19 protein-coding genes and 2 pseudogenes are annotated in these 22,862 nt (G+C 54.8%); 6 read left to right on the forward strand and 15 right to left on the reverse strand.

The features are described 5' to 3' along the window. Positions 1 to 81: 81 nt before the first annotated feature. From X743_RS1000000170210 to X743_RS167095, 12 genes and pseudogenes are all read right to left on the reverse strand, one after another. A pseudogene (locus X743_RS1000000170210) lies at positions 82 to 309 on the reverse strand (JAB domain-containing protein); the annotation flags it as partial. Positions 310 to 985: 676 nt separating this feature from the next. Beyond that, a complete protein-coding gene (locus X743_RS167150; protein ID WP_023763527.1) occupies positions 986 to 2,344 on the reverse strand; it encodes a glycosyltransferase in 1,359 nt (452 codons plus the stop codon). 576 nt (positions 2,345 to 2,920) lie between these two features. After that, positions 2,921 to 4,768, reverse strand: a complete 1,848-nt coding sequence (locus tag X743_RS167140; protein WP_084555404.1) for an asparagine synthase-related protein — start codon at positions 4,766 to 4,768, stop codon at positions 2,921 to 2,923. 897 nt (positions 4,769 to 5,665) lie between these two features. Further along, the gene (locus X743_RS1000000171850) at positions 5,666 to 6,334 is read right to left on the reverse strand and encodes a hypothetical protein (protein ID WP_156934369.1); all 669 of its coding nucleotides are present in this window, start codon (positions 6,332 to 6,334) and stop codon (positions 5,666 to 5,668) included. A gap of 58 nt (positions 6,335 to 6,392) precedes the next feature. Further along, positions 6,393 to 8,378, reverse strand: coding sequence for a radical SAM protein (locus X743_RS167130; protein WP_023763534.1), 1,986 nt, complete (start codon positions 8,376 to 8,378; stop codon positions 6,393 to 6,395). Then, complete coding sequence (locus X743_RS1000000172680; protein ID WP_023763535.1) at positions 8,368 to 9,300, reverse strand: hypothetical protein; 933 nt, start codon at positions 9,298 to 9,300, stop codon at positions 8,368 to 8,370. Before X743_RS1000000172680 ends, X743_RS167130 begins: the two co-directional genes overlap by 11 nt. Beyond that, the gene (locus tag X743_RS167120) at positions 9,297 to 10,796 is read right to left on the reverse strand and encodes a radical SAM protein (protein ID WP_156934370.1); all 1,500 of its coding nucleotides are present in this window, start codon (positions 10,794 to 10,796) and stop codon (positions 9,297 to 9,299) included. The genes X743_RS1000000172680 and X743_RS167120 overlap by 4 nt, the downstream gene beginning before the upstream one ends. 1,541 nt (positions 10,797 to 12,337) lie before the next feature. Beyond that, complete coding sequence (locus X743_RS1000000172685) at positions 12,338 to 12,601, reverse strand: hypothetical protein (protein WP_198028401.1); 264 nt, start codon at positions 12,599 to 12,601, stop codon at positions 12,338 to 12,340. Next, on the reverse strand, positions 12,598 to 13,329 hold the full coding sequence (locus X743_RS167100; protein WP_023763541.1) for a hypothetical protein: 732 nt from the start codon (positions 13,327 to 13,329) through the stop codon (positions 12,598 to 12,600). The genes X743_RS1000000172685 and X743_RS167100 overlap by 4 nt, the downstream gene beginning before the upstream one ends. Before the next feature lie 482 nt (positions 13,330 to 13,811). After that, positions 13,812 to 14,036, reverse strand: a complete 225-nt coding sequence (locus X743_RS0135270) for a helix-turn-helix domain-containing protein (protein WP_031257363.1) — start codon at positions 14,034 to 14,036, stop codon at positions 13,812 to 13,814. A 424-nt stretch (positions 14,037 to 14,460) separates the two neighbouring features. Next, positions 14,461 to 14,583 (reverse strand): annotated as a pseudogene (locus X743_RS1000000171855) (DUF3363 domain-containing protein); the annotation flags it as partial. Between the two features lie 215 nt (positions 14,584 to 14,798). Then, complete coding sequence (locus X743_RS167095) at positions 14,799 to 15,257, reverse strand: MucR family transcriptional regulator (protein ID WP_023763542.1); 459 nt, start codon at positions 15,255 to 15,257, stop codon at positions 14,799 to 14,801. A gap of 189 nt (positions 15,258 to 15,446) precedes the next feature. Between X743_RS167095 and X743_RS167090 the strand changes: the two genes are divergently transcribed. Beyond that, positions 15,447 to 16,202, forward strand: coding sequence for a DUF5131 family protein (locus X743_RS167090; protein ID WP_023763543.1), 756 nt, complete (start codon positions 15,447 to 15,449; stop codon positions 16,200 to 16,202). Here X743_RS167090 and X743_RS167085 read toward each other — a convergent pair. Next, positions 16,199 to 17,023 carry a three-Cys-motif partner protein TcmP gene (locus X743_RS167085; RefSeq protein WP_023763544.1) on the reverse strand — a complete coding sequence of 275 codons (825 nt, stop codon included), beginning with the start codon at positions 17,021 to 17,023 and terminating at the stop codon, positions 16,199 to 16,201. The genes X743_RS167090 and X743_RS167085 overlap by 4 nt on opposite strands. 118 nt (positions 17,024 to 17,141) lie before the next feature. Here X743_RS167085 and X743_RS167080 point away from each other — a divergent pair, with 118 nt between their 5' ends. Then, entirely contained in the window at positions 17,142 to 18,182 is a 1,041-nt protein-coding gene (locus X743_RS167080; RefSeq protein ID WP_023763545.1) for a hypothetical protein, read from the forward strand. Then, positions 18,179 to 18,763 carry a hypothetical protein gene (locus X743_RS167075; RefSeq protein WP_023763546.1) on the forward strand — a complete coding sequence of 195 codons (585 nt, stop codon included), beginning with the start codon at positions 18,179 to 18,181 and terminating at the stop codon, positions 18,761 to 18,763. The genes X743_RS167080 and X743_RS167075 overlap by 4 nt, the downstream gene beginning before the upstream one ends. A gap of 437 nt (positions 18,764 to 19,200) precedes the next feature. Here the strand turns inward: X743_RS167075 and X743_RS167070 are convergent, their stop codons facing one another. Both X743_RS167070 and X743_RS167065 read right to left on the reverse strand, forming a co-directional pair. Next, on the reverse strand, positions 19,201 to 20,064 hold the full coding sequence (locus X743_RS167070; protein ID WP_031257364.1) for an ImmA/IrrE family metallo-endopeptidase: 864 nt from the start codon (positions 20,062 to 20,064) through the stop codon (positions 19,201 to 19,203). Then, positions 20,057 to 20,437: a helix-turn-helix transcriptional regulator gene (locus tag X743_RS167065; protein ID WP_023763549.1), complete on the reverse strand. Its 381-nt coding sequence runs from the start codon at positions 20,435 to 20,437 to the stop codon at positions 20,057 to 20,059. Before X743_RS167065 ends, X743_RS167070 begins: the two co-directional genes overlap by 8 nt. Positions 20,438 to 20,618: 181 nt before the next feature. On the opposite strand from X743_RS167065, the gene X743_RS1000000169755 reads away from it, so the two are divergent. The 3 genes from X743_RS1000000169755 to X743_RS167055 are packed head-to-tail and all read left to right on the forward strand — an operon-like array spanning position 20,619 to position 22,664. Next, positions 20,619 to 21,074, forward strand: a complete 456-nt coding sequence (locus X743_RS1000000169755) for a multiubiquitin domain-containing protein (RefSeq protein ID WP_023763550.1) — start codon at positions 20,619 to 20,621, stop codon at positions 21,072 to 21,074. Continuing rightward, complete coding sequence (locus X743_RS167060; RefSeq protein ID WP_023763551.1) at positions 21,049 to 22,236, forward strand: ThiF family adenylyltransferase; 1,188 nt, start codon at positions 21,049 to 21,051, stop codon at positions 22,234 to 22,236. Before X743_RS1000000169755 ends, X743_RS167060 begins: the two co-directional genes overlap by 26 nt. After that, positions 22,233 to 22,664: a DUF6527 family protein gene (locus X743_RS167055; RefSeq protein WP_023763552.1), complete on the forward strand. Its 432-nt coding sequence runs from the start codon at positions 22,233 to 22,235 to the stop codon at positions 22,662 to 22,664. Before X743_RS167060 ends, X743_RS167055 begins: the two co-directional genes overlap by 4 nt. Positions 22,665 to 22,862 lie beyond the last annotated feature (198 nt).

Below are 22,862 nucleotides of genomic sequence, written 5' to 3' on the forward strand. Positions count from 1 at the left end.
CAACCGCGGCACTGCTACGCCAAGCGCGAACGCCTGGTTTCGTCTTGGCGAAGACGATTTCACAACATGTGTTTTGTTGCCCTAGATCAGCAACAAACCCTTCATGCTGGCGTATCCCTTTCGCCCGATGATGAGGTGATCGTGCACGGAAATTCCGAGGGGCTTAGCCGTATCGATGATCTGCTTGGTCATCTCGATGTCCGCGCGCGATGGCGTTGGGTCGCCTGACGGGTGATTGTGGATCAGCAGACCAATGGAGAAATAGTTATGTTTGTCAGATACTTGAGTGACAATGACAGGGTGCAGGGGCCTTTAAATGGGATATGTGCCGACTGACGAGTCGTGATCGTTCATGCTTGGGCACGGCTGTATTTTCTCAGCACCCCAACGTGACGATCGATCATGGATTCCGAACGCTCATTTTTCTCGCTGGCGCCATGGCCGATCTAGCGCCCAAGATGCTCCTTCAGGGCGCATTTCTCTCACTCCTATCGACTGGGTCGTTTCGCTCTTTTGATATGCCGGCGATAAGTTCGTCCGCTCGTGACAGGAACAGCGTGAGGGTCGGCGATGTTGCATAGGTGTAGCCGATAACCAGTTCGATTGTTGGCGCTTCGCCCTCCAGCGGATGGCTAACGATTACCACGGCAGCAGGCTGTTGGCGCAGGCATTGGCAACAACCCACGATTGGACGCAACGAGCGACATGGTCATCGTAAGGTTGTCCACTCCATGATCCTGTTTGTTGTCGAGCCCGCAGCGGCCATAGCTTTTAGTCACGCTGTGAAGCACTGTGGCCTTGTTCGAACCACCGATGAAAATCTCGCCGGCCAATTCCTGCGGGTGAATTGCTCGCGGCTGGTGAGGCGATGGTCGCTCGGCATCAGAACGATATCTGGACGATCAGCGATCCGTGGTCTGCCCCTCGTACCACGGCCATTGGTGACACTATGATATATCTTGCAAGCTCAAAGGCAGCAAATCATTCAAGCTGTCGGTAATGGATTGATCTGAAAGTCCGCCTCATTGGTGTTCGCAGGAAGCACGGAACGTCCAATTTGCTCTATTGCAGCTGCAACGGGGTGAGGATGAAAGAATCGCTCACAGGTAGATGACAAGTAATATCCATGTTTTCCAATTACTTTACAAGCAATTCTATCTTCAATCAGTGCACCCAAGCGCTTCGCCACCTCAGAGATATTTGTTGGATCGGTTATCTCGATGAAGTTCTTGCCGTCGACAAGACTTTCTGCAAATGGTTGCTTTCGCGCAACTTCACTTGAGCAGACCAAACAGGTGCCAGTGGCCAAAACCTCGCGCGGCACTCGGGGAGCATGGAACTCAATCGGAAAGTTTCTCTCAAGAAAGCATACAACGTCGCTCGACGTAATCAGATCTGGCACATGCCACGGTGCAACCAACGGCAGAAATGTTGTGCGTTTTAGCAACGACGGATGAGCCGCGATCTCGCTATAGTAGCGTTGCAAGACCTCGCGCCACCCACCGGCCACGGTTAGAAAGTTGAACCTTAGCCCATCCTGCGCCAAGGCAGCAAGTCCAGAAACGAGATCGAAACTTCCCTTGACCGTTCCCACCTTCCCATACGTGGCGATAGTCGGAATGCTCCAATCGATGGGAGGCTCATTTGCATTAGTGAGCTGTTCGAGGAGCGCGGGCTCGAGTCCAATTGGCGTGACCCATTCCCGAAACTGCTTCCGATACATCTCGATGGTGGGCCGCCCTTGCCGGCTTGGACGAGAGAACATCGTCTCGACGCGAGCAATTGGCAGTTCGAACAGTTTACTCTCTTGTATTCCCAAATCACTTAGCTTGGCCCTAACGCTGGGAGAGTGTCCAGAGGTCAGAACACCGGACGCATGCTCGAGCATCCATTCGTATGCGCTTTTCAGATTGTGGTGTTGTGCGAGCCTACCGATATCACTTCCTGCGTGACACACGATATACGGAAGGTTCAACGCGCGAGCTACTTGAGCGGCAACGAGCCCATACGGTTCGAAATACCATCCAACGACAATATCAGGTCGAAAGTCACGCCCGATCGAAAGTCCAAGCCCGAACAGCTTCGACCCGTATGGATTTGCAAATGGAATGTAGGCCCGCTCTGAAATCTCTTCGACGTGGAAAACGCTAATCCGCGAGGTCGTCGATTCCATCTCGCTATCGTCATCGAGGATGCACTGTCTGAAACTCGCTTCGACCTCCCGCGCATTGGTAAGCAGATACACGACGTGGCCGCGCTCAGCGAGAGTTCGCGCAGTTGAATAAACGCGTCGACTTACCCCTCCCTCGATCGGTGGGTACTTTCCTACAATTAGTATCCGCATTTGCGAGTCAATCGAAGGGAATCATATTTAGAGACCTATGCGATGCATCGACAGCCACAGCTGCACACGCATCCCGCGGCGGCATACGCTAAGGTTTCAGTAGGCATCGGCCTGGGCCAAAGGTGTGCAGGAGGCACTTCACCAAAAACAGTTTCGTAGTCAGCAAGAAACTTCTTGTATCCGTCAACAATGTTCGCGCCATCCTCTCTAGGGGCAGGAGGCTCGCTATCCGAGTCGACAAGTTCGCCCGGGATATGGTGGATAAACTGGCCTGCTACCACGTTGCAAAAATCCGCATACTGGCGAGTGAATACTACAAACGTATGCCAGAACTCGTCGATTGGCCCTCGCATCCCGTAGAAGCCATCAGAATTCGAAGCGCAAAGCGCAAGGTACCGCTTCAGTTCTCTTTCATGCTCCACTGCAACATCAAATGGAAGGCCCTGCTCGTTGGCATATCGAGCGGTAACCTCCTGCATTGGGAAACGTAGCGCTCTTGCGATAGCCGAGTTTGTCATATCGAAAACCCACCAAGCAACGGCGAATAGGGCCGTCTCTCTATTGCGTGTAGAATAGTCAACTCTCAAAGATCGCACTTGTCAAATCCTCGAACGAAAGGCCGTCGATACGACCGCAGCGTTCTTGGAATATTACGATCAGCGCGCCGATCCAAAACTTTTCCGCAGGATCGAGACTGAGTTCGTGGAGCGCCGGGTGCCGAAATCGAGAAACTGAAGTTTTCGCTTTCACAAATTCGCTTAGCCACCGCCGACATCTGTTCGTTGCCATAAACGCTGGTGAAGTTCGGCGGGCGAGCAGTTGCTTCGCTAACACTTGGTGCTGCTGAAGTACCGTTGCAAGTGCCAACCGCAACAGCGTCTTTGGCCTCTGAAGCACGCTATGTATCCGAGGCGGAATTTCGGCTGCTATTGAGATCAAATCCGTGTCCAAGTATGGGACGCGGCACTCAATTCCGTGGGCCATGGGCCCATGATCGCATCCCAGCAAATGAGAATTTACGAGCTGATCGCGCTGAAAAAGTTGAATCAGATCTAGCCAGATATCCGTAAGCGGCAATTTGGACCAATTGTTTACTCTACTCAGTAATTCCGAAGACTCAACAATTTCGTTCGGCACCTTTTCAAGCTTAGCATTTACGCCGGAAACATATTCGCGAAAGTTGGCAAATATGGAATACCCTAGGAATATCTCATCGGCGCCTTCCCCCATAAGAAGCACCTTCGCATCCGGCCATCTCAGTCGAACGGCCTTGGCAATCTGGTATCCGGAATAGCTTGATGAAATGGTACCTTGAGCCAATACCATTGCGGCAAAGTTATGTTTGAATTCGTCGATCGATAGATTGTATACGAAATGTGTCATATTTGTTGCCGCGGCAAAAAGGGCGCTGTACTTAACGTCGTCGGTGTCGGGGCGGTCGGCGATAGTGATCGCGCTTACCTGTGAAGGAAAGTCTTGCGCTGCGAGCGCTGTCATAAGCGTCGAATCGATTCCCCCGGACAAGGACATCACTACGGGAAAATGGGAGGAATGGCGGACTCGCTTTGCGACGGCTGCTCGTAGATATTCTGTGGTCTGTTGTACCGCGTTCCCAATCGGGTCAAGGCTAGCGAGGAGTCTCGATTGTTTGAGGGGCCGCGCAGCGTCGCGAATGGAGGGTGGCCTGCTAGCGGATAGAGTAACATGGCTGCCTGGCGGGCACTGCCGGATGGTCCGGAAGCAAGTTCTGTTTTCTGACCAGAAGCCAAGGACCATTCGTTCTTGCACGACAATTGGATCGAGTTCGCACGAGAACCCCGGAATTGCAAAAAAGGCAGATACTGCCGAGGAGAACGCCCACCCGCCGTCATTTAGCGGGGCGTAATATAAAGGCTTTACGCCTACTGGGTCACGAAAGAGGTGACAAGATTTGCTACTTTGCTGAAGAACAACAATAGAAAAGTCTCCATCTATTAACTTAGTGAAATCTGAACCAAAACGAATATATAGCACCAATAATAAATCAGCCTCACAAGATTGCCGATCAATGTCGTATTGCCTGAGTAGAAGGTCGAAGTTGTATATCTCGCCGTTGAAGGCTAACACAATGTCTCCGTTGGAACTTATGACCGGCTGCTTTCCATTCTCCAAGCTCATAATCGCGAGACGCGTGAAGCCAAGGGCGAACCAGTCCTTCGTCATCATTTGGACGTCGTCCGGGCCTCGCGAACGGATTAAGGAGACTGGCGAAATGAGTTCGGACGCTCGAATGTTCTGGGCGACAATACCAAAAAGCCCACACATCTGCCCTGATCCCCCAAAATAGTGTCCGTTGTCACGACGGCGGCAGAGCCCTAAATGAGACGGAATTGTACATAGGACACAATTTGACCCTAGAAGAAAGTGCTCGATATTGTTGAACATATCTAGGCTGGCGGGATCCCGCCATCATGTAGACCTGCGCGTCGTCCGCTCAGTTTGAGCTATAAGGAGAGGTTTCTCTATAGCCTTGTTGTCTCGGCCTGCCGATGTAACTGGCTCTGGGCTAGCATCAGCACCAAGCGAAAGGACCTGGCTAAGGGCTCGACGTCCTTTGTAGCGACAAGCTGAAAGCTTAGCCTCTTCATTTCGCGAGCCGGGTCGGCTCGGCGCTGCCACGAAGTGGCTCGCCTTCACCGCGAATGCGATCTGTTGCGTGAGGTCAGACCCTCCCCAACGACGGTTCGATAAGAGATTCAAACAAGCTGCATACACCGGCGACGTCGGGAGCTTGACCCTCGTTTGTATCGACTACTTCTACCCCGTTCTCGCGAAGTACGTTCAGATTCCTTTGTAAGAGGTTATTGGACCACATCATGGAATTCATTGACGGGACAACCATGCGGGGCTTGTGGTGACCTGTCAGAAAAGTCGTTGACGCGACATCCGTCGCCAAACCGCACGCTGTCCTGCCAATGAAATCCGCACTTGCAGGATACACCAGAATGCCAAGCGCGTGACTGGCAAGCCAAATGTGATCGGGACGTCCGAACAGCGGCTCGGAGTTGTCCGTCACCACCGCGGTGGCTTCCCCTGCGTAGCGGATGGCGTCCGTCGTAACGAACCTCCTAGCACCTTTCGTAAGAACCACGAAAGTCGCCAAACCGATACGCTCCCTCAACAAACTGGCAAGCCCTGCTGCATTGCACGCTGCAAGTGAGCCAGAAACAATCAGCACTATACAAGCACGGTCATCCAACAATCCGGGCACAGTCAATTCCTCAAGAGACTGTCCGCGGACAGCCTCAATTCTAATAAAGATTGCGCATCGCGATCGGCTCACTAAACGGCGGTAACTTCGATCACTTCGATTCTTCCAAATTGGTCGATGTCGAATCCCCCTCGCTTCAGTCTACTGGCGAGAACCTTGTCGAGACGGGTAGTTGGAGGGATCTTTCCATCTCCGAATTTCCTGTCGGCGCTGATCGCCAATTCAGCCAGATCGATTCCGTTAGCTGAGAGAAAGTTCTTAACGCGAGGTGGAAGATCACAATCACCGAAGATCGCCTCGATAATTTCGCCGGTGACTTCTTCATCGACGTCGTCGATGAAGATCTTAGGCACTTGTAGACGTACGTAGATCACCTCAGACGGATATTTCATTTTGGCCGCTTGATCGTATTTGAAGTCGATGTGCACGGACCCCCCACGGAGGGCCGACAGTTTCCGATCGGCCAAGAGCTTTCTGGTCTTAGGACCAGGAATGAACTCACGATCACCAGGCGCGGGACATATGCCGAGTGATGGCTCAGCATATGCGGCCGCAAGACTGTTCGCGCTTATTCCTCTACGCTCCAAATTGGCAATGAGTTCTGGGCGAAGCAGATCAGGGCCAAGCAGGAACTGAACTGCCGCTTCCTCAAACTTTTGTCGGTCGCCGTCTGGAACCGCTTTAGGTACAAGAATTTCTATGGCGATGGCTGCGTTCAAGTCTACATATTGTACGCTCATTTGGAGCTCCTCTCTTGCTGCACATCAGTTTATTTTTTGAACATTGCCTCGCGTGAGACTAGTCCTCCGGCTTCTCGACCATGTGTTCCTCAGAAGTTCTAAGGACAAAGACTTTTGAGTCGTCTTCTGAAAGCGCAGCGCGGGACCCAGACAGTTCATGCCGGGAGGCTTTGGCGCCTCTTGCGATGGACTCCACTGAAACTAAGTCAAACGTGAAGTTTACCGATCTTTCTCGTAAACTGTTTTCTGACTCAAGAGACCTACTCAGGTGCGGTATCGCAACGGGCTGTTTGAAAAAGGAGACTCTCTGGCGACAGCAAGCAAGGAAGGTCAGCCAACCACCAATCCCAACTGTGTGGATCTCCGCATGTTGCGGGTATCTGTCTTTGATCGAATTTTCCATTTGCCACACCACAGTCGCAACTCGTTCGGGGGGCATACCGTCCTTGTTTCTGTTGCGGTAGGAAAATCTTGGTTGGATTAACCCACGTTCAGCTATCAATTCGATATTTGCTAGTTTTGGATTATACATGAGGGGAGAGCCAGCCGAAACATTGAACCTGTGCAAAGTTACAAAAGAAATCTTCTCTGCATTGTCCAGGTAAAACCTGATGGTGCGCCAAGCGTCCTCTTCAGTTTCGGTCGGGAAGCCAATTATACTCATCAGGCTGACTTTGATGTCTAGGTCATAGCAATCACCTAAGATCCTCTTTACAATCTCAAGATCGTTGCGTTTGTTCATGGCCGCAAGCGTGCTCTCGTTAACGGATTCTAGCCCGAAGCGAAGGTGCTTGCAGCCGCTTTCAGCCATTTGGGTCAAGCGAGCTGTGTCGAAATTGCGGTCGAGCAGGACCTCGGCATTCCAGAGGATATTGAGCTTGGCTTTTGAGATAGCCGTTGCCAGCTCGGCAAGCCCTTTGGGGTGGTATGCGTCAATGCAAAAATCGAAGTACCTTGTACCGACCACAGCGCTGAGCGCCTCAATGTCAGCTACTACATTTTCCACCGCGCGGAATCGGTACGGCTCCTCAGATTGGTTTGAGATATTGCAAAACGTGCACTTTCCCCAATAGCAACCCTTAGAAATCGGTAGGGCAACTATGGGATGAGGCGCTACATAGGTAGCGTGGTCGATGCCGTCGAACTCCAGCATGGGTATCGGCAGATCATCCAATTTGGTACGCGCAATTCTATGGCTCTTTTGAATGCTTCCATTTGCAACGAAATGGAGGTTCGGGATTTTGGCCTGTTCGTCTGCAGTACCATTTTCACCGAGTTCTGCGAGCGATAGAAGAGCGTCTTCACCATCCCCTAGGACAAGATAGTCGAAGAAATCGAACCACCGTCTCTCTGACGTGAACGATTGCGCCATCCGCGTCATATAGCTCCCGCCGAAAACGATGCGGCGCAATGGAAACATTTCACGCCACTTCCTGGCAATGCAGAGGGCCGGTAAAAGTTGGTCCGGGTAAGTGACTGAGAGACCTAAAAGCTTGGCGTCGGGCAATGGGGTCGAATCAACGAAATCTAAGAGAAGGTTGGCCTCCTGGCTCGTCACCGCTCTCTGAAGGTTCTCCCAGCTATCGTATACTCCGTCCACCCGGAATTCCTGAAAGCTGAAGTGTTGTCCAGGATGAGCTGCCGTAATTGCCCGTCCGGCGTCCTTCAACGTGCGTAAGGCCCTCGCTAGTCGTATTGGTTCATCAAGAATGGCCGGATCACGCAGTTCCTCTATGATACTTCCGATCTCCCGGCCGACCCTATCCAGAAGCAGTGTTAGGCGGACCTTTGTTGCCAAACTTTTAGCCTCGCTCTGTGTAAGAGCATCTAGCCGGCCATCTTGCTCCGCACTCGAGCGAACCTTGTCACGGAGCGCCAACAGGTATTTAGACGAATGATAGTGATGAAAGCACTCAATCGCCAGATCGCGTTGGGTCGCCGTGACTCCTTTTGATCGCAGGTAAGCGGTCAGCACACATATGGCTGGATGCACCTGCGCGAAGTTGCCAACCGGTGGGGAAACCAAGAGTACATCAGAGGGCATGTTTCGCATCCGTCTGACGTAGAATCCCAGCGGCCATTCTCCAGCGAGCCGCGAGATTCCCCCACCCCATCCATGCTGGAGGTGCTTGCGCCACCGCTGAGTCGAAAATGGGCTGAATCCGGGCGAGCATGTCTCCAAGTGGCGTTTCGGAGTGATGATCCCATTCATGGATATCTTCGGCGGAAATCACGACTCTGCCTTCGCTTCGCGAGACAACGATCGGGACAACTTGAGCATTGTGACGGCGTGCCGCTCGGAATATTCCGCTCGGGACGACTCCAGCACGTGTGAAAATTTTTGCAATCACCACCTCTGAGCCAGGATAGGCATAATCTATGTTGCAAACGACTACTTGGCTGGAACGAAAGGCCTCAAGGATTGCACGCCCTGGTCGATCATCCAGGAAGACGAAACTCCACGCCGGGTCCGCTTTTGTCAAAATCTGGGGTATGCCAGGGTGCTGGCGGTGCAAAATAAGTTTGTAAGAAACGTTGTCAGGCAGGTTTGCGAACAGAATATGCAGAGGGACTGATGTCTGGATGGTGGGGGCAAGTATCGGCCGGCCGCTGCTGAGTGCCCGGCGAAGGCCGTCGAGACGGAGAACAAGCCCCGTCTCAATTCGGCGTTTAATGGATTTCCGAGGAGCATCCATCATGTCGGCCATCTCTAAGAAAAAACCGATGACGTATTGAAGGTGCCGCCTTTCGAAGTCGCTTGTGTCGTCAAGTAGCAGAGCGTAGCGCGCCCCTATTGTAGCGGATTGAAAATATCCGCTATCGAGGATGTTATAGCGCCTTCGCAGAAAGGTATCTGCCAAATCAACGAAGAGTCGTCTCGATATCACGCTACGGGCAAGCTGTGCCGGCGGGCTCAGAAGCATTGGGTAAAGCCAGTTCTCCCAACTCTCGCCCGTTACTTTCATGCGCTGACCGCCTTCATCGGCGAGCGGCGCCGACTACTCAGGTAGTAGTCGCGTAGCTTCGAACTAGGGTTCGCAAGGCTCTCAAACATAGCCGGAAAGATCGCTTTGCGCACAGAGCATTCGAAGTCGTCTACAGCCTTTACCGTTCCATGCTGGATAACGGCTTTCGCCATGCACGTTCCTGCGCAGTAGTGAAACCATGGGCAGGTAGCACATTCAGCTTCATGCAGTAGCCAATCTTGTCGTTCCGACAATGCTCTCCCATTTGCTGAGACCTGTGCCGCCGCAACCTCATCGCCGAGCGTCCCAATCACGAAAGATGGATGGTAGGTAGCATCGCAGGCCATTATCGTTTTGTCCGCGGCGGCTACAAGGAACTCCCTCCCTGCACCACATGGAAACTTTAGGCACATGTTTGACCGCCGGACTGAAAAAACATTGTCTAGTAGTTCTAGAATATTGTTGTACCTAAATCCGAACCAGCGCCCAGCTGCGCAATCGTCCAAAGCTCGAAGCAGAAATGTGATGTAGGCGTTCAAGTCTGGAGCAAGTTGCGATGCATTCCGCGCGCGGCCTTCCATATCAAAAATTGCCGTTTTCCAAGATGTAACACCGAGATTTCTTAAGTAATCAGCCACTTGCGACAGTTTGTCCACATTAGTGGAAGTTACGGTAGTTATATAACCAACCTTGGACCGCATGAAATCCGGAAAGAGGTCAAATAGCTTTTCGAACTGGGCAGAGGTGCCTCTCCCTAGGTGATCAATGCGGTTCTGGTCATTGAGCTCGGAGGGGCCGTCGATTGACATCCCCACTTCCACGGAATTTTGCTGCAGAAATGAAATCACATCCTCATCCAGGAATGAGCCGTTTGTCTGGATGGAGAATCGAACCGTAGCGCCGCGTGCTGCGCAGACTTCGTTGGCGAAGCCCAGTATCGCCTTCAACTCTTTGAACCGCAGCAATGGTTCACCACCATGAAAGATGATGTTCAGATGCTTATGGTTGTTCGCCATCTGTTCTATTACTGGTGCAACGTCGCCAAGCTCCAGGCTCTCTCGAAACCGCCTACGATCATAGTCATAACAGTATGTGCACGCCCAATTGCATGCACCAGTCAGCTTGACTAGGAGTGTGCTTGGAAAGGGAGGTGTTTCGTCGGAAGAAGACTGGAGGGCGGATGTTTGAGCCCCCGTCATGCCCGATGAAATGCCCGTAGCACCGCCCACCTCCAATAGCCCAGCTGCATAGAGGCGCGTGGCAATCTCCTTCAACTCCACAGCCGTAGTCGATTGAAGTAGCGCTCCCACGGTCGTCTCGACCATCTCAGCCAAAAGGTCCCTTCCGTCATCAGGAAGCAAAGCCCATCCAGGAGAGTCCTCCGCCAGCAATAGGGTATGGCTTTCAAGAAGGACGCGACGATGACGCCTCAGCCTAACCGCAGAACCAATAGGAACGGCATTCAAATTGAGGGGGCGACCGACCGAATAGTTCACGCCAATACCTCCCCAATTCGGGCTGGAAGGGTCCTCCTGGGAGCGTCGTTCGAAGGTGTTCGGCGCCGCTTAGCAGCAGGTCGACTTTTCCCACATAACGGGGATGTCAGGCAGTGTCGCGTCGAGATTGGCGTCAAATGTCAAAATTTGAGCACTGGGTTTTTTAGTTCCAGAGGTCTGAGACGTTTGCGTTGCCGCCAAATTCTCCCTCAACTCCCCTGCCAAGCGCATTTTCCCGACTTCGGAATTCTGCTTTGCAAACACACCTTTGGACATAAGACTGCCCTCCACAAGCGGAATATCCACCAATATGTTTCAAGGGAAGTGACATGTCAATACTTTCGGTCTGTTCAGGATTGAACGTATCGGAATGTGAGTACTTCTTGGTTGGTATTGATCGTGGGAAGGTCTTGGAAACGATCGCGTCCTGCGGATACCATCATGCAAGCCTTCGCCGGAGGCCGGCAACACACTCGCTTAGCTTCAGAGGCATTGGTCTAGTCACGATGAACTCGGATCTCGCCGCTGTAGTCCTGATGGCTGACAGCGATCTGCTTCCAAGCGGGTGAACCATCACGGTGCAGTGGGCGGAGTACGGTGAAACACCCGCGCCCGTATCTGCAGTCCAATCTGCAACAGCGCTGAGGTCATGGACACTTAGCTCAGAGCTGTCGATATCGACATAGGGCACGCCAGAGCCTCGCGTTTGGCGGAGAGGGTTTCCTGCTGAATGGAGAACGCATCGGGGGGCCTGCCGTTGCTGGCTTCGTGCATGTATACGCGCAGCCCACGATAGGGGAGCAACTCCGCATAAGCTTGGGGGAGGTGCTTCCTCTCGACGACGGTCTTTGCTTTGTAGGGGGACAGCGCGTGCGTCGGCCGGAACATCCATTGACCGCTATGCCGTTAAGCGCACTCAAGGTTATCGCGATTCCGTGGAACGCGCCGGAAAGCTTTGAGTACGTGTTCTCCGGCTTAGTGATGTCGGCCACATATCAACGCCGTCACCTCGTGTCCTGTCTTGCACTTAGGGCGACACCGATTCACAATTCCAATCTTACGTTCGCCCAGTTCGCCTCGACAAGCTGCAAGAGAACCTCATGACAGATACGAGCGTTGAAGCGACGATGCCCGGATACGGCCCAAAGTATGCACGTGACGTAGCTGACACGTGCAGGAGGATCGCCGCTCTGACGAACAACGATGCAACAAGATGGGAGGTGCCGGCAAAATACCAAACGGTTGCCCGCTCAAATGCTGATCACGCAGCTCTGGAGCGCCACGATGTAGACCGAGCTACCGCCGCATTAGGCACTGTCGACAACCCCAAGTTCGTGGATGCCGATGGCGTAGCGTTCAGCTTCTGGTCGGGTCTCAGGTTCGGGCCTTTAATTGCAAAAGAATAGGCGTTCGTCTGCAACGGAGACGGCCGCACGATGCGCCTGCTTGCGGAGTGGCTGCATCCATTCGGCAACGAGATTGCCCATGGTTTGGAAGGGTAATGATCGTTGGCGGCGGTAGTCGAGCAGGTGGAGCTTCGACTATTCGTCGGACAGAGCGAGCGCGGCAATCGCTCCATCGTGGTCATCAGCAGGTATACAATTATGCTCGTCGCATTTGCCTGTCGCGGGATCAGTCTTGCAGAAATATCCTCTCTGATTGATGATCATGAAGCAAAGATAGCCATGCCTCTTGTCTTCCTTCAAATCAGCGGCAAGCAACTCCAAAAGTGGCTTCGGAGTGCGTCGGCGCGGACTTTCCTTTTTGCTAGACTTTTCTGGGTCTGATTTCGAAGGGCTACTCATGGCGTGATCCTTCCTAGGTCATGGATGGAAGAGTTGATCTGTGAGGCCAAACTGGATACCTGCGCCGCCGGACCCAGCAGGTTGGGGTTCTTGTCGTCCGGCGGACCGAGCGTAAGCACCATCTGCTGATATCGGTCCCGTGAGCTGGCAAACAACGGATTGGAACCCGCTGAAAACTCGACAAGCTTCCACGATGGAGCGACGCCGCCTGACCATACGATGTCGAATTTCATGTCGTGGGAAATAGCGGTCGTTTTCGGAAAAGTGGGATGAGCTTTCATGTCGCTCTCAGGGCCTTCTGACACAGCCACGTTCAACGCGGCTTCAAGCCATTCGCCGATCTTGAGGTCGTTCTGAATAAAAACTGTCCCTTTTTCTCGTCTGCCAATTCCGCAGTTGCCATCTCTCGGTTTATCACCGATGAAGTCCTTGATTTTGTAGTTCAGCGTCACCTTGTCGATACGTGTTGCTTCGTTCTTGTGGCTTGCATTCAGTCCTAAGGTGAACGTGTCTCCCGCAGCAAGAGGATGAAGTTTCGAGATAAAACTCGCCGTGGGATTGATGGTCGTTTGCTCATCCACGTAGAATGTAAGCTGGAGTTGAGCAAGCCAACCAAAGAAGAAGTCGTAGTTCTGCCTACCCTCAGGATGTTTTTTGGACTCGTTGTATACGACGTTGACTTCTCTACTTAGTTCGCATGCAATCTGAGCTGCCACCGCCGACTCCATGGCCCCGGCATCCCCAGCACTGCCCCAAAATTCCTGAATTTCGGGAGTGTATGTTCCGCAGGAAGTCAGGACGAGAGAGGCCGAAATGACGACCGAGCACGTAAAAGGATGGCGAGCCAAGGAGTAACCTCGCAGTAGAATCACGCTATTTGTTAGACAAGGTTATTGCAGTGGACGCGTTTAGTGCGAGGGCTGAGTTCTTTTCCACAGGCATATTACAATGGAACTAACGGGAACGGCCGAGACATAGCGTGTCAGAGCGACAACCGAATTAACATGCCGCGACTACGTTGGCTCGCGTATTCAGAGGAGTCTGAGCGGGAAGATGGCGGCCCGTTTCCAGCATTTATTTTACCATCAGAATTCGAAATAGGTTACTTGCCTTTTAGCGCGAACGGCCCAACCTAGAGCGCAGGCGTTGCATCCCTCGGCTTTGCGCAATAAGGGATCGGTATTGGATGCTCCTCCGTCACTAATCACGCTCACTCACCGCCGTTCATGCTGAATCGCTTTGACGCACGGCACGCCACTGTGTTCTTTTGATCCCACGTCTCGAGTTCCTCAATTGGATACAACACAGCTTTGCCAAGCTTGACGTACGCCGGTCCAATCCTCTTGGCTCGCCAATTTCGCAGCGTTCCAAGAGAGATGCTGCCGCGATAGCGTTCCGACACTTCCTCAGCTGTCAAAAACTTCCTGTTGTCCATCAAGCTCTCCAAATGTCCGACGTCGGGAACATGTGAGCAGGCTCAAGCACGCTCCCAAACCCTTGGTCATCCAGTTGCGCAGCCATGAGTGGGTATGCGCATCGGAAATAAAAGCCGCTGAGTGAGGGAGTAGAAGCAGGGGATATGTCCGGATAGAAATCGGATCAACTGCCAACAAAGTGTGCAAAGTCGGTCGACCCGGGCCAGCCGGAAAATGAGGTGGCCGATCTCCGGTACCGTCGCCTCGACCCGTTAGTGCTTGGGGTTGACGTCAGAGTTTACGAATTGGAATGAGGCGACGCTTGTCGGCGAGTTTGAGCCAGCCGAGAGGCTGAGCGGGGGCGCGCAAGAAACGCGAGGCGAACTACTCTCAAAATCTCATCCCCATGTCGCAATGTAGGAGTGATGGGTTAATCAGAGGATGAACGCACGGTGACCACGGCACGAGTTGGAAGCCGAGGCCGTCGTCGCTCATCGCGAAGCGGCCAGGTGCCAGTATCAGGCGCTGGCGATAGGTGCCTGAGACGTGTTCGCCAGCGGTAGCCGCAGGCAGTGACCAGCTACTAGAGTCACCACCAAACCGGCACTGCCGCAGATTGAGTGAGCGACAATTGAAGCAATCGTCTATTGTCGCCCCGCTAGGAAAAAAGGCCGGCGCCCTCGCTGGGAGGTTGCCCGAATGGCGCCGGCCGGACGGTCCTTTTCAGGTCCGCCGCTCCCCAGACATAGCTGAGTCTTTCCGTTGCGTCAGGTGGTGGCGGACTACGCTTTGGCTTTCCGCTTGGCAGGTGCCTTCTTGGCTGGTGCGATGGGTTCCGCCTTGCGGCCAAGCCCGATGGACTTCGCCAATTGCGAGCGCTGAGCGGCGTAATTCGGAGCTGTCATAGGGTAGTCGTGCGGCAAGTTCCATTTGGCGCGATAGGCGTCCGGTGTCAGGCCGAAGTCCGTGCTAAGATGCCGCTTTAGGGATTTGAACTTCTTGCCGTCTTCGAGGCAGATAATGAAGTCCGGCGTCACCGACCTCTTCGGGTTTACCGCGGGAGTTTGCGGCTCAACGACAGGCGGGATCGGCGTGCCAAGTCCAGACAGCGAAGCATGAACCGATGCTATCATGTCCGGCAAGCCAGACACCGGCAATGGATTGTTGCTGACATACGCTGAGACAATGTCGGCGGTTAGCTCAGCTAGTTCGGCAGAGCGGGTATCGGATTCGTTGGTCATTGGTGGTCCTTTTGTCTGATTTATCCCGTCTCTATGGGTTGATGATCAACGACGCAACCGCCCTCCTATGGCGATCAATGCGTCGCATCCCACACGTTAGTCCCCACATAGAGCGACGGTTTGTTGCGGGCGCAACGAAAATTTCACGACCCTAGATTAACCATGATGGCGAGCTAGGAGCACCGTCCTATGGCTGACACCTCGATTGAGTGGACTGACGCGACATGGAACCCCGTGGCGGGCTGCACTATACTGACTGCTGGCTGCACTAACTGCTATGCGATGCGTATGGCCGCTCGGTTGGAAGCCATGGGCGTACAGAAGTATCACGGCCTCACCCGCAAGACGGGCCGTCGAGCTAAATGGACGGGTATGGTCGTGACCGATCCGAAGTCGCTGACGATCCCGGCGAGATGGTCCAAGCCGCGTCGGGTCTTTGTCAACTCGATGTCGGATCTTTTCCATATCGACGTGCCTGCCGACTTCATCCGTCAAGTCTGGACAGTGATGCAGGAAACGCCGCGACATACTTACCAAATTTTGACCAAGCGTCCTGAGGTCATGGCGAGCGTCCTGACACGCGGCGACTTCCCTGTTTTGCCCAATGTGTGGCTCGGGACCAGTGTCGAAGATAGCCGCGTGCTCGACCGCCTCGACGACTTGCGCCGCGTGCCTGCTGCAATCCGCTTCGTCTCTCTCGAGCCGCTGATCGGTTCTGTCGCGGGCGCCAATCTCAAGGCAATTCAATGGGCTATCGTCGGCGGCGAATCTGGGCCGGGCGCCCGTGACATGGACCCGCGCTGGGTCGATGAGATCGAGACCATGTGCCGCCGCAGCGGAACGGCATTCTTCTTCAAGCAGTGGGGTGGCCGCAACAAGAAGGCGACAGGCCGAACGCTGAACGGCCGAACCTACGACGAGATGCCGACGGCGGCGACAATTTAGAAAAGCGAGCCCTGCTTGGACTTGTTGGAAGCCACTTTCCAAAAGGCGTGGGCAAGTTGGTGCCGAGCGACCAATGTCAACCAGTATAGGTGTTGACCTCGGCTTCCCGTTATAAGCTCCATGTCTGTAGAAGCGCCGATTCCCAAATTCGCTACCTTCTGCTTCCAGAAGCTAAACACATCACGTCGAATAGCCGGTTGCGACTGTCTCAGATCCACAGCCGATCTCCAGCCGGGCGCAAACGTGTCGAATGCGGACTGCTGCGCCTTCACGTTGATACCGAGGTTGCGTTGAAGGTCCATCTTGCTCACGTGCACCAAAATGTCGATGTACCTGAGTTTTGCCAGTTCCTGCATCACGCCGAAGTCGAATGACGCCAGATTGTAGGGATCGAGAAATGCGAAGTGCAGGCCTTGAGGTTTAAGCCTCGACATGGCCGCATGGATCGAGATCGCTGCATCTCCACGAACTTCTATCACGGGCGCCTTAAGCCGCCGGAGGCGTTGCGCGGCTAGATCGCGGCGCTCGTCATCTGCATCGGCGATGATCACCTCAGAGAAAGGCGTTCCCCCGTTGACGCTGGCATTCCAGGCCGCAACGCAGCTGCCGTCGATAAACTCGCCCGTTCGCCGAACCTTTGCGCGTCCAGCGCCGCAGAAGAGATCGATGTAGGTAGCGCCCGCTTTCCCCGGATCGAGCCATTTAGAACGGACGCCTCTGGAAATGTCGACATAGCGCGACAGTGATTGATGTTTGTCTTTCGCCCATGCGCCGACTTCTTCGACCGAGAGGCCGTCATCACCTTCTACAAGTTCCCCCATCGAAACCCCTTCCCGTCGGCGACCCTATCCCAGCTTCATCGTCAAGTCTCGAATCTACATTGCCAAGACATATGGATTACATGTTAACTCCCCGTCTTCCGGGCCGAGGGGAGGCAAAATGCCATCAGCTTATCATATCGTGCATTATAGACACTTTATTGGGACCAACCATGAAGGTAAGAAACTCGAGCATCTTTGTCGGTCTGTTTTAGACCAGCAGAATCCGCAGGGTGCGTCTTTGTGGGAACGTGTTGTGGATCGTGTGCAGACGCTGGATACCGATGGCGCGCGACAGCTCGTTCTAAATAAAGTCGCAGATCTTTCTAGTGCAGTGTTTGGCGAAGTTTGTCTTGTCGACACAAAGGGGCTCCAGGCGCTGCTGCAGTCTCAACGCTCGACTGTAGAGCTATCCGATAAGACGAAAGCAGAAGTTTTCAACCTGGACGAGAGGGTGGCGCCTGCGGGATCGCAATTTCTAAGGGGGATGGCATATTGGCTCGCTGTTGGCGATCACCTTTTCTTCGTTAAAACGAGCGGAATGACGTCCGATTTGCTACGGGGTCATTTCGAATGGCTGATTAAAAGTCATCCGAACGGGCTGGCACCTGCTGGGAACTTCACTTTACAATCGGAATTCGACCGATCTCAACTATCGGGTGATATCGGCGATATCAGAAATCTCCGGGTTAAGGGAAGCACGGTCCCAAGCTTCAGAGTCGATACTATCGATGCCCCAACCGAAGGGTCAGTCATCCGCCGAACGCTTCGCTCTGTCGGGGATCGGTTTGTGCAATTCCAACAGGCGCTACCTATCGTTGAGGCGCTGTTAGGTCCCGCTAAAACCGAGTCCTTAGTGGCAAGTCTAGGACCAGATGAGTATCTAACGGTTGATGCCTCGGTGAAGGTCCAAGGTAAACGGACGGAGGAATCGAAGGCGAATCTGAAGAAGCTAGCAAACGATTTAGCCGACATAACGGACGGCACCGTCCAGGTCGAAGGTCGTGACGGGAAACTCTCAGATGGTGATGCGATTCTTCGCACGAACATGCCCTTCGATCTGCCCCACGCCGGTTCGAACCTCTTGGATTTCAACAATGTGTCCGATCAGCTCCAGGAGGTGTATTCACGGTTTGTTCGTGATGGTAAGATACTGGCATGACGTTTAGGCTGTTGACGCTCATAGCTGTCGGTCTCGCGGCCGGATTGGCCGCGTGGCGGGTGGACCTTCAAGACTTGTTTCTGGGTTTTCAGCCAACGACCGTGGCGCTTTCGATAATGGCTGCCGCCGTCCTCGTGCGCCTTAATCGAGGTATGCCGACACTGGACTGGAAGAGCCTTGAACCGAAAGGGCGAAAAAACCTGACCGCAAAAATTGTTAAGCTACAGCAGGAGTATCTATCGATCCTGCTGATTAACGTGGTGTTGGTCGGGACCCTTATCTACCTCGTCGTGGTGACTCCATCAGTAGCCGCCCTTTGGCCAGAAAAAGTGCGCCGCCTTATGTCAGGCTCATTGGCTGGTGGCATGGTGTTGGCCCTTGCGCGAATGGGTCTCGTGGTCTGGCGGGATTACGACATTGTAAGGTTACAAAAGGTCTTGATTGACGGGTCAGCTGACAAAGAGTTCCAAGCGGCGCAAGAGGAAGCAGCGGAAAAGCGGCGGTCAGCCATGAGAGGGTTGCGTCAAGTAGATCGACCTCCCGTAGTTGAATGGGACGCTTCTTCAACGGAAGGACGATAGCATCGCAACAACCCCTCCGCCGCCCGTTGACCTATGCTGGTTGAGCCAGCACTCCATGCTTGGCCCGCTGCCACGATCTCTCCGGCCGCGGGCTTTTTCTGCTCGCATGTATGGCCAAGCACCTTGGCGCGGTCGAGCGGCGCCGATGTCAAGCCTCCGAAAAGCTTGATGGCGTCTACCGCGCCGCGGATCGCGAGAAGCGTGATAGGATGGATATACAGGTCCAATCGCGCGGCGCCGCCAGCGAAGCCGGCCTCGATGCAATGAGCTGACAATCGGGGGAAGCCTACGCCTAACGGGTCTTCTGCGTCCGAAGCCTCAGGATCGTGAAACCCGCCTTCGTAGCGCCACTCCCTTAGTGCTACGGGAAGGTCAGATTTTTCTCGGCTCTACGGAAGGATGTTTCGCGCCGCGCGCCGGGCCGGCCGAGCTCTTTCCTATTTCCTACGTTTCGACCTGCCAGGCCAAGGCAGCTCGCCGTCAAGCTCGCGGAGGCCGTAGGTCTCCTCCTCCCATCGCTTCCGTTCAGCCGGCGGGGGCGGGAGATCTTCATCGTCGAACCAGAGCAGCGTCAGGGTCTGATCCCAGGCGGCGAGGTGGCGGACGTCTTCGTAGAGAGAACCTTCACGCTCCCAGCCCTCGAACCACTGATCCGGCTCGGCTTCCTCGGGGCCTGACACCGCTGCCCCCGCCCGCACCCGGGCGCTGTAGGAGTCGCTTGGCAAATCCATTCCGAGGCGAACCCAAGCCTTGGCGCCTCGCAGGGATGTGGAACGCGAGCAGTAGCGAACCTTGCCGCCCTCGGAGAGCACGAAGGCGCACAGTTCGCGCGAGAAGGTGGCGAAACGTGAGCCCGTCGACATCAAGGAAGCGTCGAATTCGTCGGCCAGGTCGCTGATCGCGGCGAAATTCATGTCAGCCGCATCGACTCTCGGCTTAAACAGCTTGAAGGGAAGTAGTAGCTCGGCCGCGAACACGTCGCAGGCGATCTCGCCGGGCGGCCTACGCGTGAAACTCCAGCTCGGCGACGTATGATCCGCCGCTATGCCAAGGGCTTCGTGAGCCACTTCGTGACAGATGCTAAAGCGCTGCCGACGGCTATTGTGGGCGCAGTTCACGCAAATGCGGTACTTGCCGTTCGACAACCGCACCGACCACGCGTCCTCATGTTCCTGAAGCACTTCCTGCTTCACGGTACCTCCGACTTGCGCGGCGTAGGCATTTACTGAGACCGGAAGCGCCAATGGACCGCACTTGGCGATGAAGTCGCGCGCCTTCATCGCAACGGAGAGTTCATCCATCTTCGTCCTCGCTCATGAACCGGCGGATGCGGGCAAGGGAGGTCGCGTAGTCGGGGCGGGCGCCACGGTTCACGACGGTGGTAAGCATGTGGAACTCCTCGAATGAAACTTGATCATCGGCCCTCGCGAACTCGGCGAGATCGGGGTCGACATTGGGGTGACTTGATAGAAACCGCAGGATTTTGACTTCCCGCTCGGACGGCGCCAGGGCGCCGAGCAGCTTGTTCACCACCTCGTCGGACGGCGCTTCCTTCGCACCCGTCTCGAGGCGGTAGATGTAGGCGTGGTCGACTTCGCTCCGCTGAGCTAACTCTCGCAGGCTAAGATCGCCGCGAAGCCCCTTCAGCCAAATTCCTAACGCAGACTCCGGCATCCGCCCTCCTTGACATTCGCCACAATATCTCCCATTCTGTTGTCCAGACAGACAACGCGCTCTGGATTGGTCTCGTGCCGAACAGGGCGTTTTTCAGAGCCTAGGTGTTGTCTGGCCGGACAGCAAGATGCCATCCGGCAGAGCGAAACGCAAGCACCGCGAAAGCGGAGAAAGTAGTAAAATGTCAGTCAATGTCGCTGCGCACCTGGTGCGTATCCATATCGACCGGGAGATTTTCGAGTCGCCCGACCCCACAACGGGCAAAGCGCTCTACGCGCTGGCCCAGATCCCGAACCACCGTGAGTTGTTCCGGGAAGTGGCGGGTGATCACGAGGACAAGCTCGTACCGCGCGACGACACCGTGATCGACCTGAAGAAGGACGATCACTTCTACAGCCAGAAGGCTGTGATAGTTGGCGTCAATGGCGAGCCCTTCGAAACCACTGAAACTCGTCTCTCGTTCGAGGAACTGGTGAAGATCGCATTCCCCATCCCGCCGACGGGAACGTGCATCGAATTCACCGTGACCTACCGTGATGGCCCTCCGGCGAACCCCAAGGGCACGCTTACGGCTGGCCACTCCGTGAAGATCAAAAACAGGATGAAGTTCGATGTCACGGCGACCGATCGATCGTAGCCCGCCGCTGAGGCGGCTTCGCGACGAGGGCTACAACGTCGACGTGGTCGCGGGATATCTCGTGATCCGTGACGTGCCCTTCGTTGACAGCAACCGGCAGGTAAAGCGCGGCGTCTTGTTCGCCCCACTGGAGGTGGTCAACGACGTCGCGAAGCCGCCCAAGGATCACCAGACCAAGTGGTCCGGCGATCACCCTTGCAACGAGGACGGCCGCAAGATCCAAGGGCTTGGCGACAGCGACTTGGGTGACGGCCTGAAGATCGACGGGATGCCGGTGCGCTGGAACTTTTCTTGTAAACCCAAGCCCGCCGACCGCTACGACGATTTCCACCACAAGATGGCGCACTACGTGGCCAAAATCTCAGGCCCGGCGCAAGTGATCGAACCGGGCGTGACGGCGCAAACCTTCAGGCCTTACGCGCCCGAAGAGGACGACAGTGTCTTTCTTTATGAGGACACTGCCAGTAGTCGCGCCGACATCGTGGCAATCGCGCTGAAGCTCAAGCCGCTGAAGGTCGGCATCGTCGGCCTGGGTGGTACGGGCTCCTATGTCCTGGACTATCTCGCCAAGACGCACGTCCGCGAAATCCACCTCTTCGACGACGACGGGTTCGTCCAGCACAACGCCTTCCGGGCGCCGGGCGCGCCTTCAGGCGAAGAACTGGATGAGGAGCTCTCCAAGGTCGAGTTTCACGCGCGTACTTACAGCAAGATGCGTCGCGGCATCGTCCCGCATAAGGTCAAGCTTACCCCTGAGAACCTTCACCTGCTGGAGGGCCTTGACTTCGTGTTCCTGTGCATGGAGGGGACCGGGAAGCGGCCGATCGTCGAAAAACTGGAGGCAATGAACATCCCGTTCGTGGATGTGGGCATGGGGCTGACGGTGCACAACGAGAGCCTGCGGGGCCAGATACGTACAACTACCAGCACACCGACCAAGCGCGAGCACGTCCACAACAGGAAACGCATCGCGTTCACGACGGCCGAAGAGGTCAACGAGTACGACAAAAACATTCAGGTGGTGGAACTCAACGCTCTGAATGCTGCCTTCGCAGTCATCAAGTTCAAGAAGCTTTTCAGTTTCTACGATGACGACACCCACGAACACTTCAGCATCTTCGTGCTCGTGGGCGCCGAGACGATCAACGAGGACTGCGAATGAAGAGACCCTTTCAGATCCGACACGAGTTCGTGGAATTCGTCCCGAAGGTCCGCGAGGCCGGTGTGCTCTATGTCTCGATCCCGTATGCAACCGCAGTCCATGATTGCTTCTGCGGTTGTGGCACCAAGGTGGTGACACCGATTAGCCCGGTAGGCTGGCAACTCACCTTCGACGGCGAGAGCGTCAGCCTCTCGCCGTCTGTCGGGAACTGGTCATTCGCCTGCCGGTCCCACTATTTCGTCCGTATGGACACAGTGGTCTGGGCAGGCGACATGTCGGAGAACGAGATTGCGTGGGGCCGGATGCGCGACAAGGCGGCGCGCGAAGGTCACTTCGATGGTCATGTCGAGCCGTTCGCTTCGCCGAAGGCCGAGGTCGCGAAAACCAAATCTAGAAGTTTCTGGTCGTGGATTACCGGCGGTCGTTAGCGCTGCCACGCCGTGAGGTTCGCACAGAGGTGCGTCTCAAAAAATACGCCTGGGCCGGGACGTCGACCTGAACATGCGCTCCCATATGGCCACCCAGCCCGGCTGAACTTTCAGAGTCGCACCTCAGCCGAAAACGCGTCGGTCCAGAGGCTGTATCCCAAGAGTGCACAACGGTCTCCGGTGAAATTTAGATTTTCG

Source organism: Mesorhizobium sp. LNHC232B00 (assembly GCF_000502435.1).
In the GTDB taxonomy this organism is placed as follows: Bacteria; Pseudomonadota; Alphaproteobacteria; order Rhizobiales; family Rhizobiaceae; genus Mesorhizobium; species Mesorhizobium opportunistum.

Coding starts and splice junctions, on each gene's coding strand:
- X743_RS1000000172685 (WP_198028401.1), bottom strand. CDS start 12,601: ATGAGTAGCCCTTCGAAATCAGACCCAGAAAAGTCTAGCAAAAAGGAA.
- X743_RS167055 (WP_023763552.1), top strand. CDS start 22,233: ATGAAGAGACCCTTTCAGATCCGACACGAGTTCGTGGAATTCGTCCCG.
- X743_RS0135270 (WP_031257363.1), bottom strand. CDS start 14,036: ATGGACAACAGGAAGTTTTTGACAGCTGAGGAAGTGTCGGAACGCTAT.
- X743_RS167090 (WP_023763543.1), top strand. CDS start 15,447: ATGGCTGACACCTCGATTGAGTGGACTGACGCGACATGGAACCCCGTG.
- X743_RS167140 (WP_084555404.1), bottom strand. CDS start 4,768: ATGTTCAACAATATCGAGCACTTTCTTCTAGGGTCAAATTGTGTCCTA.
- X743_RS167065 (WP_023763549.1), bottom strand. CDS start 20,437: ATGCCGGAGTCTGCGTTAGGAATTTGGCTGAAGGGGCTTCGCGGCGAT.
- X743_RS1000000171850 (WP_156934369.1), bottom strand. CDS start 6,334: ATGAGCGTACAATATGTAGACTTGAACGCAGCCATCGCCATAGAAATT.
- X743_RS167080 (WP_023763545.1), top strand. CDS start 17,142: ATGCCATCAGCTTATCATATCGTGCATTATAGACACTTTATTGGGACC.
- X743_RS167070 (WP_031257364.1), bottom strand. CDS start 20,064: ATGGATGAACTCTCCGTTGCGATGAAGGCGCGCGACTTCATCGCCAAG.
- X743_RS167095 (WP_023763542.1), bottom strand. CDS start 15,257: ATGACCAACGAATCCGATACCCGCTCTGCCGAACTAGCTGAGCTAACC.
- X743_RS167085 (WP_023763544.1), bottom strand. CDS start 17,023: ATGGGGGAACTTGTAGAAGGTGATGACGGCCTCTCGGTCGAAGAAGTC.
- X743_RS167060 (WP_023763551.1), top strand. CDS start 21,049: ATGTCACGGCGACCGATCGATCGTAGCCCGCCGCTGAGGCGGCTTCGC.
- X743_RS167150 (WP_023763527.1), bottom strand. CDS start 2,344: ATGCGGATACTAATTGTAGGAAAGTACCCACCGATCGAGGGAGGGGTA.
- X743_RS167075 (WP_023763546.1), top strand. CDS start 18,179: ATGACGTTTAGGCTGTTGACGCTCATAGCTGTCGGTCTCGCGGCCGGA.
- X743_RS1000000172680 (WP_023763535.1), bottom strand. CDS start 9,300: ATGAAAGTAACGGGCGAGAGTTGGGAGAACTGGCTTTACCCAATGCTT.
- X743_RS167100 (WP_023763541.1), bottom strand. CDS start 13,329: ATGGAGTCGGCGGTGGCAGCTCAGATTGCATGCGAACTAAGTAGAGAA.
- X743_RS1000000169755 (WP_023763550.1), top strand. CDS start 20,619: ATGTCAGTCAATGTCGCTGCGCACCTGGTGCGTATCCATATCGACCGG.
- X743_RS167130 (WP_023763534.1), bottom strand. CDS start 8,378: ATGCCCTCTGATGTACTCTTGGTTTCCCCACCGGTTGGCAACTTCGCG.